Raw genomic sequence first — 16,397 nt, 5'->3', positions numbered from 1 at the left:
GTGGAGGCAGGTGAGGGGGTCAGACGCGTTCGATGACCGTGGCGATGCCCATGCCGCCGCCCACACACAGGCTGATGACGGCCCGGCGCGCGGACCGGCGTTCGAGTTCGTCCACCGCGGTTCCGACGAGCATGGCCCCGGTCGCGCCGAGCGGGTGCCCCATGGCGATGGCACCACCGTTGACGTTGACCTTCTCCCGGGGGATATCCAGTTCCCTGCTGTACTTGAGCACCACGGCCGCGAAGGCTTCGTTGATCTCGAACAGGTCGATGTCGTCCAGGGTCAGCCCGGCGACGTCGAGGGCCTTGCGGGTGGCCGGGGCGGGGCCGGTGAGCATGATCGTCGGGTCCGCACCGCTGACCACACTGCTCACGATCCGAGCCCGGGGTTGCAGACCGAGATCCGCCCCCACCTGTTCGGATCCGATCACGGTCAGCGCGGCGCCGTCCACGATCCCCGACGAGTTGCCCGGTGTGTGCACGTGGTCGATGCGCTCGACCCAGTGGTACTTCTGCAGCGCCACGGCGTCGAAGCCGCCCATGTCGCCGATGCCTGAGAACGAGGGTTTCAGCGAGCCGAGCCTCTCCACTGTGGTGCCGGGCCGCATGTGCTCGTCCTGGGAGAGCAGGAGGACACCGTTGCGGTCGCGGACCGGGACCACGGACTTCTCGAAGTAGCCGCCCGACCATGCGCGCGCCGCCCGCTCCTGCGAGGCCGCCGCGTAGGCGTCCACGTCCTCGCGGGAGAAACCCTCGATGGTGGCGATCAGGTCGGCCCCGATCCCCTGGGGGACGAAGTACGTGTCGTAGTTGGTCGCGGGGTCGTCGCTCATCGGTCCGCCGTCACTGCCCATCGGGACCCTCGACATGGATTCCACCCCGCCGGCGAGCACCAGCTGCTCCCAACCGGAACGCACCTTCTGGGCGGCCGTGTTCACGGCCTCGAGCCCGGAGGCGCAGAACCGGTTGACCTGCACCCCGGCAACGTGGTCGGGCAGGCCGGAGGCCAGCGCGGCGGTCTTGGCGAGGTCCATGCCCTGGTCGCCCACGGGCGAGACCACGCCGAGCACGATGTCGTCGATCCGCTCGGCGTCCAGTGACGGGTTGCGCTGCCGGAGCTGTTCGATCAGTCCGGTCACGAGGGAGACGGGTTTGACCTGGTGTAGCGACCCTTTCTTCCCCCGGCCTCTCGGGGTGCGGATCGCGTCGTAGATGAATGCCTCGGTCGTCACGAGGGGGCGTCCTTTCCTCCGGTGGCCGGGTTCGTCGGCCCGAGCGCCCTCCATCGGGGCACCGGCGCGCATCCGGCCCCACCCATGTTCGCTCTTGTTGTCCTAATGTCAATAGCAATCATGTGCTCATCTCAGCTGTGATCTCGAGCCCTCGCGAACTTTCACGAAGGGCTATTGACAGTAAGGCAACAGGACTGCACTGTGGTGCCATTCACACATGCCCTTGCGGCCCACGACGAAGGGAACGTGCCGTGACCACCGCCAGACAGGTCCGCCGAGCCGCCGAGGGGCAGACGATCCCCCTCCTGCTGCGCCGCAACGCCCAGCGATTCCCCGACCACCCGGCCCTCACCAGCGGCCCCGGGCCGGACGCGACGACCTGGACCTGGTCCCGCCTGCGCAACGAGGTCGCGGCACTCACCCGGGGTCTGTTCCTGGCCGGCCTGCGACAGCACGAGCGGCTCCTGATCGCGATGTCCGCGCGACCCGAACACTGGGTCGTCGACCTGGCCGCCATTCACCTCGGTGCGCTCCCGTGCACCACGTACGAGACACTGAGCACCGAACAGATCCGCTACATCGCGCACCACAGCGGTGCCACCGTGGTCGTCCTCGAAGGCCGGGAACAGCTGCGGCGCTGGCAGCCCGTCCTGGACGAGATGCCGCACCTGCGAGCCGTCGTCGTGCTCGACCACACCCTGGTCCGTCCCGAGAACCGGCGTTTCGTCAGCTACGCAGGGCTGCGCGGCGACAGCGTGGCCGAAGCGGGCGGTGCGGACTTCGAGGCACAGGTCGACGCCGTCACCGCCGACCGGCCGCTCACCCTCGTCTACACCTCGGGCACCACCGGCGATCCCAAGGGCGTGGTGCTGTCCCACCGCAACGTGATCTACGAGTCCGTCATGCAGGACCAGCTGGTCAGCGTGCCCGACCATCCCCGGTCGTTGGCCTACCTCCCGTTGGCGCACGTCGCCGAACGTGTGCTCGGCATCTACATGCCGATCTGCAACGCAGGGCACGTGACGATCTGCGCCGATCAGACACAGCTGCTCCCGGCTCTCCGGTCGGTGCGGCCCAACGGCTTCTTCGGGGTTCCCCGGGTGTGGGAGAAACTGGCCGCCGGCTTGGGGGCGAAACTGGACCAGCTGCCGGCCGAAGCCGCCGCGGCCGTGGACCGCGCCCGCGAGAGCGCCCTGCACCTCTTCCGGCTGCGCTCCGAGGGCCGAGAGATCCCCGATGAGCTGGCCGAACAGAACGAGCTCCTGGACCGGGAGGTGCTTCGGCCCATCCGGGGCGCGATCGGCCTCGACGAGTGCCACCGGGCCTTCAGCGGCGCGGCGCCCATCCCCGCATCGGTCCTCGAATTCCTCGCCGGCCTCGGGCTGACCGTCTACGAGGTCTGGGGCCTGAGCGAGACCACCGGGGCCGCAACGGTGAGTACCCCGGAAGCGTTCGAACTCGGCGCGGTCGGAGGCCCCGGGCCCGGTATGGAGGTCACCACGGCCCCCGACGGCGAACTCCTCGTGCGCGGCCCCGTGGTCTTCCCCGGATACATGGACGGCGAGGGCCGGATCGTGCCCGCGACGGACGAGGGCGGCTGGTTCCCGACCGGCGACATCGGCAGGGTGGACGCACGGGGCCTGGTCTCCATCACCGATCGTAAGAAGGAAATCATCATCACGTCGGGAGGCAAGAACGTCGCCCCCACCAAGATCGAGTCCGCCCTCCGCTCCCACCCCCTCATCGCCCAAGCGGTCGCGATCGGTGACGCCCGCCCCTACATCACCGCACTGCTCGTGCTCGACGAGGACGCCGCCCCGGCGTGGGCACGGGCGAAGGGGATCGCCGCCCAGGACCTGGACGAGCTCTCGCTCCACCCCGACGTGCTCGAGGAACTCGACGGGGCCGTCGCACGGGCGAACGGAGACCTTGCCCGCGCGGAGCAGGTGAAGGCCCATCGTGTGCTGGCCGGCCCGTGGACGGCTGAGACCGGCGAGTTGACGCCCAAACTCAGTCTGAAGCGCAGGGTCGTCGAGGAGCGTTACGCGGACCTGATCGCTTCGCTGTACTGAGCCACACCGCCACCCCCGCGACAGGCCCCCTGATCCGGTGCGGCCGATGTCCTTCCCCTGTTTCCCAGGGACCCCTCCCGTCGGTCGCACCACGCCCCACCCGCTCAGAACCGGAGCGGGTGGGGCACTGCGGGTCCGGCCGGTCGGCACAGGTGTCCCCTCAGGTCGGCCGGGCCCGGCAGAACACCGGAGAGCCGTCGAACGTCCCTCCGCCGTGCACACAGTCGTGTGCCCGGCACCAGTTCCAGGTGCCGGGCACTCTCGGTGCGCCGGTCCGCTCACACCGCCTGTCCTGCCCCCTCACGGGAGACGCCGGCGCCCGTCTCCGAGTACATGCCGGGCAGCCGCCGCGCGATCAGTTCCTCGGCCTCGGCGACGATACGGTCGACCGCTTCCCTGACCGTGGGGACGTCGTCGATGAGCCCTTGGGCCAGTCCTGCGCTCCAGATGCCGGCGTCGAGATCGCCGTCCTCGAACACCTTGCGGCCCCTGGCGCCGGAGACCAGGTCCCGTACATCGGGGAAGGCGCCTCCTCCGTCGAGGATCTCGACGACCTTCCTGCTCACCGCATTGCTCGCGACCCGCGCGGTGTTGCGCAGCGGACGGAAGATCAGCTCGGTGTCCAGCTCGGTCCCGGCCACGATCTGTTCCTTGACCTTCTCGTGCACGGGCGACTCGGCGGTGCACAGGAACCGGGTTCCCATGTTCACGCCATCGGCCCCCAGGGCGAGTGCGGCCGTCAGACCGCGCCCGTCCACGAACCCGCCGGAGGCGATCATCGGGATCGACAGCCTCCGGGCCGCGGCCGGCACCAGGACCAGCCCGGGCACGTCGTCCTCGCCCGGGTGGCCGGCGCATTCGAAACCGTCGATGCTCACCCCGTCGACGCCGATCTGCTCGGCCTTCATGGCGTGCCGGACACTGGTGCACTTGTGGAGCACCTTGACGCCGGCGGCGCGGAACTCCGGCATGTGCTCGGCAGGGTTGAAACCGGCCGTCTCCACGATGCCGACGCCGCTCTCGACGATCGCGCGCCGGTACTCGTCGTAAGGGGGAGGATCGATGGACGGCAGGATCGTGAGGTTGACGCCGAAGGGCTTGTCGGTCATCTCCCGGCACCGCTGGATCTCCGCCGCCAGGGCCTCGGGCGTCGGCTGGGTCAGGGCGGTCAGGAACCCGAGGGCGCCCGCCTCCGCCACCGCGGAGACGAGCTCCGCGCGCCCTACCCACTGCATGCCGCCCTGGGCGATCGGGTGTTCGACCCCGAAGGTCTCGCAGAACCGTGTGGTCAGCATCCCTGCCTCACAGCCCGTACGTCTTGCCGATGATGTCCCGCTGGATCTCGCTCGTGCCGCCGTAGACCGTGGAAACCACCGTCGAGCGGAGCAGGGACTCCATCCCGTACTCCGTCGCGTACCCGTAGCCGCCCAGCATCTGCATGCCCTCGAGCGTGACGTGCTTGGCCAGTTCGGTGCACTTGAGCTTGGCCATGGACGCCTCGCGGGGGAACACCCGGCCCGGTTCGGCGTCGATGGTCTCGGCGACGTCGTCCAGCAGCAAGCGGGCGCACTCGAGCTCCGTGGCCATGTCCGCGATGCGGTGCTTGAGCGCTTGGAAGGAACCGATCGGACGGCCGAACTGCTCACGTTGGCGCACGTAGTCCACGGTGTCGTCGAAGGCTCGGCGGGCCGTGCCCAGCATGAGCGCGGCGAGCATCATGCGCTCGAGGTTCAGCCCGGCCATGAGCTGCTTCCAGCCTTGCCCGGGTGTCCCGACCACGGCCGAGTCGGGCAGGAAGCAGTCGCTGAAGTACAGGTCGTTGACCTCACGGCCGCCCATCGTGTCGATGCCGCTGATCTTCAGGCCCTCGGTGTCGGTCGGCACCATGAACTGGGTCAGGCCGTCGTGCTTGGAGCCGTCCCGCGAGGTGCGTGCGACGAGCAGGATGTGGTCGGCGATGTGGGCGTTGGAGCACCAGGTCTTCTGGCCGTTGACCACGTATCCGCCCTCGACGGGCTCGGCGCGGCAGACCAGGGCGCCCACGTCGGAACCGGCCCCCGGTTCGGACATCGAGACGGCCTCGACCCGGCCCTGGACGACGCCTGCGAGGACCTTGCGTTTCTGTTCCTCGGAGCCGTACTTCTCGTACGCCGCGGCGGAGATGATCGTGGTGCCGAAACCGCTGATCGGGGCACGGCCGTACGCGGTCTCCTCCAGGAAGAGGCACAGATCCCTCATGCCGAGGCCCGATCCGCCGTACTCCTCCGGGACCGCGATGCCCAGCCAGCCCAGCTCGGCCATCTTGGCGTAGAGCTCCTGGTTGTGCGGCTCTGTTCCGTGCCCGGTCAGCTCGTCCCGTCGGGCCTTGGTCCCGCACTCGCTGCGGCAGAACCTGCCGATCGCATCGACCAGGTCTCTCTGTTCGTCGGTCAGGGTTCGCGGCATGTCTGCGCCTTCCTTCCGTGTGCACTGGAACACAGGCCATTGTCATGCCGTTGTTGGCGTAGTGTCAATAGAAGTGCGTGCGAGTCGTGGGCGTGTGTGCCCGCGCGTGCCGAGCCTTGCTCGATGCCCCGCATCCTTCTGTTGCGCCAGGGCATGTCGTCGCTCCAAGGAGGAAACGATGTGCGGCAGGCGGAGGATCGTCCGGCGTCCGAGTGGTAGATTGGCGGCTGGTATTGGCGCGATGCTAATCAGTGGAAGAGGTAGAAGCCCATGCAACCGCCCGTGCAGCGGCGCCGTCTGGAGCCCGACGAGCGGCGATCCGAGATCCTCGCGGTGGCCCGCACGTTGTTCGGCGAGCGCACGTACTCAGCCGTGTCCGTGTCCGAGATCGCGCAGCAGGCGGGGGTCGTACGGGGCCTGATCAACCACTACTTCGGGAGCAAGCGGGAGCTCTATCTGGAAGTCGTGCGCCAGATGCTGATCGTGCCCCCCTCGGTGGCCGAGAACCTGCCGCGGACCACGACCGAAGAGCGTGTCTCGATCTGTGTGGACCGGTGGTTGGACGTGGTCGAACGCAACCGGGAGATGTGGTTGTCGGCGATCGGCTCCGAGGCCATCGGCCAGGACCGCGACACCGAGAAGATCCTGCTCGAGGCCGACGAGGTGGCCACGGACCACATCCTCCAAGCAGCCATGATGTCCGACGTCGTGGAGGGCCGGGAGAAGCTCCGGGCCATGGTCCGCGCCTACGGGAGCATGCTCAAGGCCGCCTCGCGCGAGTGGCTGGTGCGCGGGGCGCTCAACCGCGCCGACCTGCACGTCATGCTCACCACATCGGTCCTGCACCTGTTGCAGACCGTGTTCCCCGCCGTGCACGGGAACGATTAGGGACAACGACAGGCACCGCTCCCGCAGGCGGGCCAGCTCCTTCTTCGAAAACGACACGGTGGTCGCAACCTCCTGGAAGTCAGGGTGTTGCGACCACCGCCAGAACCCGAGGGTCCGGTGGGCCCTTGCCGTGCAGGGGGCGGGCGTCAGACGGTGGAGGTCCCCGAGGCCAGGCGGGCGCTGATGTCCTCGCGCAGGTGTTTCTTGTCGATCTTGCCGACCTTGGTCATCGGGATGAGGTCGACGACCTCCAACCGCTCGGGCAGTTTGAACGCCGCGAGTCCCGCGGCGGAGAGGGTGTCACGGACCTCGTCGAGCGTGGTGTGCCCGCCCTCCCGGACGGTGACGTACAGGCACAGCCGCTCGCCCATGACCGGATCGGGCATGGCCACCGCCGCGGCCATCTCCACGTCCGCGACCCGGTACACCAGGCTCTCGACCTCCTCCGCGGAGATCTTCTCCCCGGCCCGGTTGATGAGGTCCTTGTCCCGCCCCTGCACGACCAGGTTTCCGTCGGTGCGCCGCAGGACGATGTCGCCGCTGGAGTACCAGCCCTCGACGAAGGAGCGCCCGTCGGCCTCCGGCGCACGGTAGTGGCCGCGCGGGGTGTAGGGGCCGCGGGTCAGGATCGACCCCGCACGGCCGTCGGGGAGGTCCTGCCCGAACGCGTCGACGATGCGCACCTCGTCCGCGTCGGAGACGGGGCGGCCCTGTGTGGAGGTCACGACCTCCTCCGGGTCGTCCAGCCGGGTCATGTTGATGAGCCCCTCGGCCATCCCGAAGACCTGCTGGAGGGTACAGCCCAGTGCCGGGCGGACCCGCGCCGCGATCTCGTCGGGCAGCCGGGAGCCGCCCACCTGCAGTACGGACAGGGAAGAGAGCGCGGAGGCGCCACCGGACCCCTCGGCGTGCTCCAACCACCGCTGTGCCACGGCCGGGACCACGGCGGTCATGGTCACGCCCTCCCCGGCGACGGCGGCGAAGGCCCGAGCGGGTTCGGGGCTGGACAACATGACCACCGTGCCCCCGGCGAAGAGGGCCCCGAGGAGCCCCGGGCAGGCCAGGGGGAAGTTGTGGCTCGCGGGTAGCGCCGCGAGGTAGACCGACCCCCCGTCGAGCCCGGAGACCCGCGCGCATTCGCGGACGTTGTACTCATAGTCCCGGTGCGTACGTGCGATGAGCTTCGGCAACCCCGTGGTCCCGCCCGAGAGCAGGAACAGCGCCACCGCCCCGGGGTCGGGGGAGACGACCGGGGCCGCGCCCGGAACGGGGCCCGGGGCCAGCAGCCCCTCCAGGCCGGCGTCCCCGTCCCCGCCGCTGACGAGCACGTGCTCGACGGTGGGAACCTCCTCCGCGACCCGTCGGGCGAGGGCGCGGTGGTCGAACCCCTTGAGCTCGTCCGGAACCGCCAGGGCGCGGGCCTCGGCCACCTCGGCGATCGCGGTCAGCTCATGGGCGCGGTGGGCCGGCATCGCCATGACGGGGACGATCCCCGCGCGGAAACAGGCGAGCAGCAACACCACGAACTGCCACCCGTTCGGCAACTGCACGACGATCCGGTCGTCGGGGTCCAGTCCGAGCCGCAGCAGTCTCGCTGCCCCGGCCTCGACCCGGTCCATGAGCTCGGGGTAGCCGATCCGCACCTGGCCGTCGACCAGCGCGGTCCTGTCGGAGCGTGCGGCCGCCTCGGTCAGCGCGTCGACCAGGGTGCGGTCCTTCCAGCGCCCCTCGCTGCGGTAGCGCTCGGCGAACTCCTGGGGCCAGGGGACGACCCCGGCCGAGGTGTGGTGCGTCATCGTGTTTCCTCCATGGGGGTCATGACGGCGTCGAGGGCCACCAGGCCCTTGTCCGTGACACGGAGCGGGTTGATCTCGATCTCGCCGACGTGTGGGGCACCGGCCAGTACACCGGCCAGGGCGGAGACCACCTCGGCCAGGGCCGCGCGGTCGAGCACCGGCCTGCCCCGGAACCCGTCCAGCAGGGCGCTCGCGGCGATGCGGTCGGGCAGTCCCTCCAGGTCGGCACGGTGCGCCGGCAACCCGCACAGAGCATGGTCGGCCAGGGCCTCGGCGTCCACCCCGCCCAGGCCCAGCACCGCAACGGGGCCGAACACCGGATCCCGGCGCACCCCCAGAATCAGGTCGGTCCCGCTCGGGGCCATCTCCTCCACCAGGACGTCCCGGGCCCCGGCGGCTCGCAGACGGACCAGTGCGTCGCCCAGTTCCTGGGGGCCGGTGATGCCCAGCTCCACCCCGCCCACGTCGCTCTTGTGCAGGACCGAGGCGTCGAGGAGTTTGAGCGCCACGGGCCCCTGCAGGTCGCCCCGTGCGCCGAGGACCTCCTCGTCGGTGCGGCAGACCCGGCGCCGCGGTGTGGCGACACCGACCGAGTCCAGGACGTCCTTGGCCGCCGCCTCGTGCCAGGGGCCGTCGCCGAGCCGCAGGTGTGGCGCGCGGGCGGGGCGGTCCACCTCCTGTGCCGCACGGTGGCGGGCGCGCGCGTCCGCGGCGAGGGCGGTCAGCCCCTGCGCCAGCGCGCTCGGTCCGACGAGGACCGGAACCTGTTCATCCGCGGCCGCGCGTACCCGTTCGACCTCGCGGGCCGGCCCGTCCACCCCGATGAGGACGGGGATCCGTGTGCCGACACCGGCTTCGCGCACGGCGTCGGGGAGGGAGACGACGGGCTCGGTGATGCCGTACACCCCCAACGCGTCGACGCCCGGGTCGGCCCCGACGGCGGCGAGGACCTGGGGGAGTTCCGGACCCGGCCGCCCGGTGTCCACCGGGTTCTCCAAGTAGGTCAGCGGTGGCAGCAGTCCCTCGATCCGCTCCCGGGCCGGTCGCTCCAGGGGTGGGAGCGAGAGGTCCTGGGAGGTCAGCGCGTCGGCGATGATCAGGCCGGGGCCGGCCTGGCCGGTGACCAGCCCGACACCGGGGTCCGGGTCGGGCCGCATGCGTGCGGCGGTCAGGGCCGAGGCGGCGTTGACGAGTTCGTTCTCGTCGTCGACGACGACCGCGCCGGCCTGTTCGAGCAGGGCCCTGGTGGTCGCCCAGGAGGTCGCCAGGGCCCCGGTGTGGGACCGGGCGAACTCGTCGGTCCTGCCGCGTCCCACGACCAGCGCGGCCACCGGTTTTTCCGCGGCCAGCCTGCGCACCGCCTCCAACAGGCCGGGACCGTCCGGGACCGACTCCAGGTGGAGGGCTACCGCCCGGGTCCGCTCGTCGGTCCGGAGGAAGTCCAGGACCTCGGGTGCGGTGACGTCGATCCCGCCGCCCAGGCCCACACCCAGACTCACGCCGGCGCCCGCGCTCTCCAACCGGAAGGAGAGCGCATGGTTCACGCCTCCGCTGGCGGCGACGACCCCGACGCCGCCGGGGGAGAGGTCCGCGGCCCCCGGAACGAAGCTCGCGTACAGGCCCGTTCCGGGGCGGAAGAACCCGGAGGTGTTCGGGCCCAGCAGGCGGATGCCCGTGCGGGCGACCACGGCCTCGACGGCCTGCTGGTGTTCTTCGCCCTGTGCCCCGGCTTCGGCGAAACCCCCGGCGCACACGACCGCCGCCGCCACGCCCGCGTCGGCGCATCCCTGGAGGGCGCCGGCCGTGGCCGCGGCGGGCACACACAGGACGGCCAGGTCGATGTGCGTGCCGTGCGCCGCGACGGCCTCGGCAACACCGGTGTACATGCCGCCACCGCCCGGGTTGACCATGGCCACGCCCCTGGGGAAGCGGTCGAGCGACGCGGTCATCGCCGTGCCCAGTTTCCCGGGTTTGTCCGAGGCACCGATCACGGCGATGCCGCGCGGGGCGAAGAGGGGCTCCAGTTCCCGGCCGCGGGATCGGCGGGGCTCAGCCATCGTGGTCTCCGTGTGTCACGTGTGCGACCGCGTCGGCGCGGCCGGAGAGGATCAGGGTCTCGGCGTCGAGCGGTTCGTCCGGCGCGACGGCGATGATCGCGGCGCGGCCCCGGCGCAACCGGAGCTCCTCGCCGACCCGCGTCCTGTCGAGCGGGTCGCCGCCGGTGACCAGCACCGTCTCCCCGGCTGTCGCGGCGGCGAGCTCGAAGGCGTCGACCGGGGCTCCGTGCCCCTCGCCCGGGAGCCGGAGGACTGTCAGTTCCTCGTCCGGGAAGACGGACCCCTCCTGCCCGGGGACCCGGAGCACGGAACCGTCCCAGTCGAACCGCCGGCAGGGGACCTCGCGCCGGGTCGTCCGAAGCGGTGTGGAGAGCGCGGCCGCCCCGTGCTCCTGTTCCCACCCCTTGCGGACCCGTGCCACCAGCGCCGGGTCGCGCGGTTCGATCCGGTCGATGTTGATCGAGCGGGAGAAGAAGTGGAACGCGAACCGTGTGGGCGCGAACTCCCGGTGGTAGAGACCGAAGTTCTCCCACCAGCTCAGACCGCCGGCTGCGGCGTCCTGGATGCGCTGCACCGCCGGTTGCCGGCGGGCCTCGTACGCGGTGAAGGCCTCCTCGAGGCTCCCGTGCCCCGAGGCGAGCTCCTCGGCGAGCACGAGCCCGTCCTCCATGGCCATCTTGGTGCCCGACCCCACGGAGAAGTGGGCCGTGTGGACGGCGTCCCCGAGCAGGACCACGTTGCCGCTGTGCCAGCTGCGGCTGCGGTGGGTGCGGAAGGAGGCCCAGCGGGAGTTGTTCGCGACGACCTCCGCACTGTCGAGGTCCTCGGAGAAGAGGTCCTCGATGAAAGAACGGCTCCGCTCGTCGGACACACCGGGTGGCAGGCCGGTGTCGAAGCGGTCGAGACCCGCGGCGCGCCAGGTGTGTTCGTCGGTCTCTACGATGAAGGTGCTGAGGTCCGGGGCGATCGGATAGGCGTGGGCCGCGAACGTGCCGTGTTCGCTCCGGCGGTGCACGAAGGTGAGGCCGTCGAACGTGTGCCGGGTGCCGAACCAGATGAACTTCGCACGTGCGGTCTCGGTGCTGTGGCCGAGGTCGTCGGAGACCCATCGCCGCACACGTGAGTTGGCGCCGTCGGCGCCGACGACCACGTCGAAGTCCGACAGCGTGGAGGGGTCGGTGATCTCGGTGCCGAAGCGCAGGTCCACGCCTGCCTCCTCGGCGCGCCGGTGCAGGAGCGGCAACAGGGTCCGCCGGTGGATGGCGGCCATGCCGTTGCCCTCGAGGGACCGCCGTTCCCCCTTGAGACGGACCTCGATGCGGTCCCAGTGGTGCCCGTGCTCGCGCAGGCCGTCGCGGAGTACCGGGTCGGCGGCGTCGACGGCCTTGAGCGCGGACTCGGAGAAGACCACGCCGAAGCCGAACGCGTCGTGCCTGTGGTTGCGTTCGAAGACCACCACTTCTGCGGTGGGGTCGTGCCGTCTGAGGAGGGTGGCGAAGAACAGCCCGCCGGGGCCGCCACCGATGCACGCTACGCGAAGAGGCATTCCACGCTCCCTTGAAGGATTCGGATGCCTATGAACGTAACAGAATGCCGACGGGCGTCAATAGTCTGTATCTCTTATTGGTCGAGTGGGAGTTCGCTCCCGATCACGGACTCCACGTACGCCCTCGCGGCGGGGCCCAGTCCTGCGTGCACCCGCCGGAACAGCTCGAAGGCCTCGCGCCCGGGCCAGTCGAGCGGCTGCAGCTCCACCGGGAGGTTCGGGTCCCGGAACGTGAGCCTGCGGGCCTCGGCGACCACGGCGGTCCGGGTGACCAGGGCCTCCCGGCCCGAGGGGAGGCCGGCGGCGGTGTCCAGGCTCCGGTGCTCGGCGATGAACGCGCGGTAGCCCTCGGCCAGTTCGCCCAGGTCCCAGCAGCGGCGGGCGAGGTCGAGGTCCTCCGTGAGGCCCGCGGTCCGGGAACGCAGGATGTCGACGGTCGCACCCGGGAAGTCCTGGCGCAGTTGTTCGACGCGGTCCCGGGTCCGGTGGGGGGACAGCCAGACGGAGGGTGCGAACTGGCCGAAGCCGAGCCAGGTGAGCTGCTTGCGCAGGGACTCGCGTGCCGTGCGGTCCGACTCGGGGACCTGGTAGAGGACCTGGGTCCACCAGCCGTCCCATTCCCCGTCCACCCGGGTGAAGATGCGTTCGCGCCCCTCGCGCAGCACGCCCAGCATGTGCTCGGACAGGACGTAGACCGTCTCCCGGCCCTCCCTGCGCGTGGAGAACCACCCGTCCTTCTTGAGTCGGGAGAGCGTGACCCGGGTGGTCGCGGGTTCGATGCCGAAGGCCTCCATCAGTGCGATGAGCGTTCCCAACCGGGCCTCGGCGCCCGTGTAACGCAGGTACTCGCCGAAGAGGTCCATCACCAGGGACCTGGCCCTGTGTGCCATGTGTCCGCCTTCCGTGTCGCCGACGACGTGAATGTAAAACAGTCTTCCATCGGCTCGTTTAATTTTGTTACTCTCTGGATGTTCGGGTCCTGTGGCGCTCGTCACCCTGCGGTGCGTGCCCCGGACCTCCGGCCACCCCTCTGGAGGAGCCCCATGTCTTCGTCGGCACCGGCCCGCGCTCGAAGATCCAGCGCTCTGGTCATCGCCCTCTGTTTCTTCACGATCGTCTTCGACGGTTACGACCTGGTCATCTACGGGGCCATCACCCCGGCCCTGCTCGAACACGAGCCGTGGGGCCTGACGCCGGTGATGACCGGGGCCATCGGCAGCTACGCCCTCCTGGGCATGTTCCTCGGCGCCGTCGCCATCGGTTACCTCACCGACGTCCTGGGCCGGCGGAAGATCCTCCTCGGGTGCGTGGTCTTCTTCTCCCTGATGATGGCCGTGGCCGCTCTCGCCCCGAACCCCGCCGTGTTCGGCCTCGCACGCTTCCTCGCCGGGCTCGGCCTGGGCGGTGTCATCCCCACGGCGATCGCCCTGACCGTGGAGTTCTCCGCCCCCGGCAAGCGCAACTTCAACAACGCGCTCATGTTCTCCGGTTACGCGGTCGGGGGCGTGCTGTCGGCCCTGCTCTCCCTGCTCCTGCTGGAACACATCGGGTTCCGGGGCATGCTCATGCTCGGGGCGCTCCCGCTGATCACCGTGGTCCCGCTGCTCTACCTCGTGCTGCCGGAGTCGCCGGCCTTCCTGCGGGCCCGGGGGCGCCACGAGGAGGCCGCGGAGATCGCCGGGGCCTACGGTCTGGACACGCCGGCACCGGTCGCCGCGGGCGGAGAAGAGGACGGGGCGCAGCCGGGACGGTTCCGGGCGCTCCTGTCGTCCCGTTACGCCGTGGGCACGGTGCTGTTCTGCGTCGCCGGTATCGCGGGCCAGACCCTGGTCTACGGGTTGAACACCTGGTTGCCGCAGCTCATGGTGGTGGCGGGGTACTCCACCGTCTCCTCCCTGACGTTCCTGCTCGCCAGTAACGCCGGTGCGGTGGTCGGTGTCCTGGTCTCCGCCCGCCTGGCCGACCGCTTCGGACCGCGGCCGCTCACACTGGTCGCCTTCGCCACCGCCGCTGCCGCACTGCTGTTGATGGGGACCGGGCAGTTCCCGCAGCCGGCGATGTACGCCTTCGTCGCCGGGCTCGGCTTCGGGTCCGTGGGAACCCAGATCCTCATCAACGGCTACGTGGCGACCTTCTTCGACGACCGGGTGCGCGCCACGGCCCTCGGTGTGACGCTCGGGCTCGGCAGGATCGGCGCCGTGATCGCCATCTCCGGCGGTGGGGTCCTGCTCGAGGCGCAATTCGGCACGTTCGTCAACTTCTCGGTCTGGTCCGTCGCCGCGGCCGTGGGGGCCGTGGCGATCCTGGCCGTGCCGCGCAAGGGGGGCGTCCCCGCCGCACGGCAGGCCCGCCCGGTCAACGCCCGGTGAGGTCCGGGGCCCGGGCGCCGGGCCCGGGACCGCCTTCCTGACAGAACGCCGAAGGGCCCACCGCGTCGCAGTGGGCCCTGGCCGAGCCTCAGGTGGGGCGGGCCGGTTGCGCGGCGGCCCGGTGGCGCACCCGGATGCCGATCGCGCTGGCGACCAGGAGCACGGCGCCGGCGACGAGGAGGGTGCCGGCGGCCGACACCCGACCGTCGGTGAGCTCCCAGACGAGCCGCGGAACCGCGATCGTCGCGGCGATCACGCCGAACACCAGCGCCGACCCGGAGCCGCGCGCCCCCGAGCGCCAGAGCGCGAACAGGGTGAACAGGCCCGCCGCGACGACGAGCTCGGCGACGTGGTCCAGGGGCGTTTCCAGCAACAGGGCGCCCGTGTAGGCGGTGACCGAGCCGAGCCCGACCGCGGTGCCCTGCTCGCGCAGCACGCCCGCCACCGCGAGGGCGATCCCCACGGCGCCGAGCAGGAGCAGACCCGCTCCGGCCACCGAGGACGCGATCGGCCACCCGGAGGAGAAAAATCCTTCTCGGCCCGGGCCGACGAACTCGTGGACCACCTCGTGCACCCCGAAACCGACCAGGAACGCGCTCATCGCCCACATGGCCACCTGCCCGGGGGCCGAGCGCAGCAGCGAGTAGCCGGCCACGGCCACCATGAACCCGGCCGCCGCCGCCCAGGTGGGCGCGCTCGGTACGACCCCGGAGGGCAGCAGTTCCCCCGTGGCCTCGGCGGCGGCGAAGGCGGTGGAGAGCGCCGCCAACGCGAACAGGGAACCGCCGATCCGGCGGCGGGCCGGGGCCGGATCGGCCGTGCGGCGGAACAGCGCCGTGCCGCCGGCCATCCCGAACCCCGCGGTGGCGAGCACGGCGGCGACCACCGCGAGCAGCGTGATCCGGGACCCGGTGTCCAGGACGTCCCATGCGGTGGCCATGAACGTGAACACGGCCGCCAGGACGAGCCCGCCGCCGACATAACCCAGGACCTCCGCCCAGCGGCCCTTCGCCCCGGAACGCCCCTCGGCCGCCTCCAGGGCGGAGGCGACCGCGTCGGCCTGCCCGCGGGTGATCACGCCTTGTCCGACCAGCCTGCCCAACGCCTCGGCGCGGGCGCCATCCTGCGCCTCCACGGGGTACCGCCTTCCCAACGTTCACGAACCGGCCTGTGCTGTCTGCCCGGATCCGGCCGTGTGATGCGGCTGCCCCGGTGACCGGTCCCGGCCCTCCCATTGCAACGCAGAACAGGCGCGCCGGCCTGAGCACGGGTACTCAGGGCGCCCCGTGCGGGCCGGCGCTGTTCACCCCGATTCTGCTCCCACGGTGGCCCGCGCGAGCGAGAGGTAGCGCTGCACGACCTGGTCCGGGCCGAGGTCCCCGTCGGGCCGGAACCATGTCGCCACTGCGACGCACATGGTGGTGACCGCACGGCTCGCGTCCTGGGGGTAGGCAGTGGCGAAGACCCCTTCGGCGACACCTTGTTCCACGATCCGGTCGAGCATGCGCTGCTGTTGATCGCGCAGGGCGATGTAGGCGTCCCTGACCTCCGGCTTCATGCTCCGGATCTCGGTGGATGCGATGAAGGCCTGTCGGCGCCGGTGCATGTGGAACCGCAGGAGGCACTCGACCACGTGGTCGAACCGGCGTTGCGCGCTCGGACCGGCCTCCTCCAGCGCCTGTCCGCTGTGGTCGAGCAGCTCCTGCATGACGGTCATGACCAACCCCTCCAACAGCGCCTGCTTGGAGGGGTAGTGGTGGTAGAGCCCGGGCACGGACAGGTGGGCCTTCTCCGCGATGCGTCGGATGCTCGTCCCGTGGTAGCCCTGCTCCGAGAATGCGGAGAGCGCCGCGGCCAGCGGGACCGGAAGCGGTTCGTCCCCGAACGAGCGCCATGAACCCGACACTGCATCCCCATTTCTGTTGGCTGCTGAGCACCGTACCGGGTTCCGCCGCGGCGCGGTCTGTGCACGGGTGGCCCCGGTGGTATTGAC

General features: G+C 70.8%; 12 protein-coding genes. 3 read left to right on the top strand and 9 right to left on the bottom strand.

Going from position 1 to position 16,397, the window contains the following annotated elements:
- Window positions 1-19: 19 nt before the first annotated feature.
- Entirely contained in the window at window positions 20-1,231 is a 1,212-nt protein-coding gene (locus IDM40_RS00270) for an acetyl-CoA C-acetyltransferase (RefSeq protein WP_193119812.1), read from the bottom strand.
- 251 nt (window positions 1,232-1,482) lie between these two features.
- On the opposite strand from IDM40_RS00270, the gene IDM40_RS00265 reads away from it, so the two are divergent.
- Complete coding sequence (locus tag IDM40_RS00265) at window positions 1,483-3,303, top strand: AMP-dependent synthetase/ligase (RefSeq protein ID WP_193119811.1); 1,821 nt, start codon at window positions 1,483-1,485, stop codon at window positions 3,301-3,303.
- 278 nt (window positions 3,304-3,581) lie between these two features.
- Here IDM40_RS00265 and IDM40_RS00260 read toward each other — a convergent pair whose 3' ends face one another.
- On the bottom strand, window positions 3,582-4,598 hold the full coding sequence (locus IDM40_RS00260) for an NAD(P)H-dependent flavin oxidoreductase (RefSeq protein ID WP_193119810.1): 1,017 nt from the start codon (window positions 4,596-4,598) through the stop codon (window positions 3,582-3,584).
- 7 nt (window positions 4,599-4,605) lie between these two features.
- Complete coding sequence (locus IDM40_RS00255) at window positions 4,606-5,748, bottom strand: acyl-CoA dehydrogenase family protein (protein WP_193119809.1); 1,143 nt, start codon at window positions 5,746-5,748, stop codon at window positions 4,606-4,608.
- A 270-nt stretch (window positions 5,749-6,018) separates the two neighbouring features.
- Here IDM40_RS00255 and IDM40_RS00250 point away from each other — a divergent pair, with 270 nt between their 5' ends.
- Entirely contained in the window at window positions 6,019-6,636 is a 618-nt protein-coding gene (locus tag IDM40_RS00250) for a TetR/AcrR family transcriptional regulator (protein ID WP_193119808.1), read from the top strand.
- Between the two features lie 146 nt (window positions 6,637-6,782).
- On the opposite strand, the gene IDM40_RS00245 is transcribed toward IDM40_RS00250, so the two are convergent.
- The 4 genes from IDM40_RS00245 to IDM40_RS00230 form a co-directional block, all read right to left on the bottom strand.
- Window positions 6,783-8,432 carry a (2,3-dihydroxybenzoyl)adenylate synthase gene (locus IDM40_RS00245; RefSeq protein ID WP_193119807.1) on the bottom strand — a complete coding sequence of 550 codons (1,650 nt, stop codon included), beginning with the start codon at window positions 8,430-8,432 and terminating at the stop codon, window positions 6,783-6,785.
- On the bottom strand, window positions 8,429-10,489 hold the full coding sequence (locus tag IDM40_RS00240) for an acetate--CoA ligase family protein (protein ID WP_193119806.1): 2,061 nt from the start codon (window positions 10,487-10,489) through the stop codon (window positions 8,429-8,431). Before IDM40_RS00240 ends, IDM40_RS00245 begins: the two co-directional genes overlap by 4 nt.
- Window positions 10,482-12,035: an FAD-dependent monooxygenase gene (locus IDM40_RS00235; RefSeq protein WP_193119805.1), complete on the bottom strand. Its 1,554-nt coding sequence runs from the start codon at window positions 12,033-12,035 to the stop codon at window positions 10,482-10,484. Before IDM40_RS00235 ends, IDM40_RS00240 begins: the two co-directional genes overlap by 8 nt.
- Before the next feature lie 74 nt (window positions 12,036-12,109).
- Complete coding sequence (locus IDM40_RS00230; protein WP_193119804.1) at window positions 12,110-12,925, bottom strand: PaaX family transcriptional regulator; 816 nt, start codon at window positions 12,923-12,925, stop codon at window positions 12,110-12,112.
- A gap of 153 nt (window positions 12,926-13,078) precedes the next feature.
- Here IDM40_RS00230 and IDM40_RS00225 point away from each other — a divergent pair, with 153 nt between their 5' ends.
- Complete coding sequence (locus IDM40_RS00225; RefSeq protein WP_193119803.1) at window positions 13,079-14,404, top strand: MFS transporter; 1,326 nt, start codon at window positions 13,079-13,081, stop codon at window positions 14,402-14,404.
- A gap of 88 nt (window positions 14,405-14,492) precedes the next feature.
- On the opposite strand, the gene IDM40_RS00220 is transcribed toward IDM40_RS00225, so the two are convergent.
- Both IDM40_RS00220 and IDM40_RS00215 read right to left on the bottom strand, forming a co-directional pair.
- Complete coding sequence (locus IDM40_RS00220) at window positions 14,493-15,539, bottom strand: DUF2157 domain-containing protein (protein ID WP_193119802.1); 1,047 nt, start codon at window positions 15,537-15,539, stop codon at window positions 14,493-14,495.
- Between the two features lie 168 nt (window positions 15,540-15,707).
- The gene (locus IDM40_RS00215) at window positions 15,708-16,310 is read right to left on the bottom strand and encodes a TetR/AcrR family transcriptional regulator (RefSeq protein WP_193119801.1); all 603 of its coding nucleotides are present in this window, start codon (window positions 16,308-16,310) and stop codon (window positions 15,708-15,710) included.
- Window positions 16,311-16,397 lie beyond the last annotated feature (87 nt).

Source organism: Nocardiopsis coralli, assembly GCF_014892575.1.
Lineage (GTDB): Bacteria > Actinomycetota > Actinomycetes > Streptosporangiales > Streptosporangiaceae > Nocardiopsis > Nocardiopsis coralli.
Note: the sequence above shows the minus strand (reverse complement) of the source record. Positions and strands in the feature narration are given on the sequence as shown.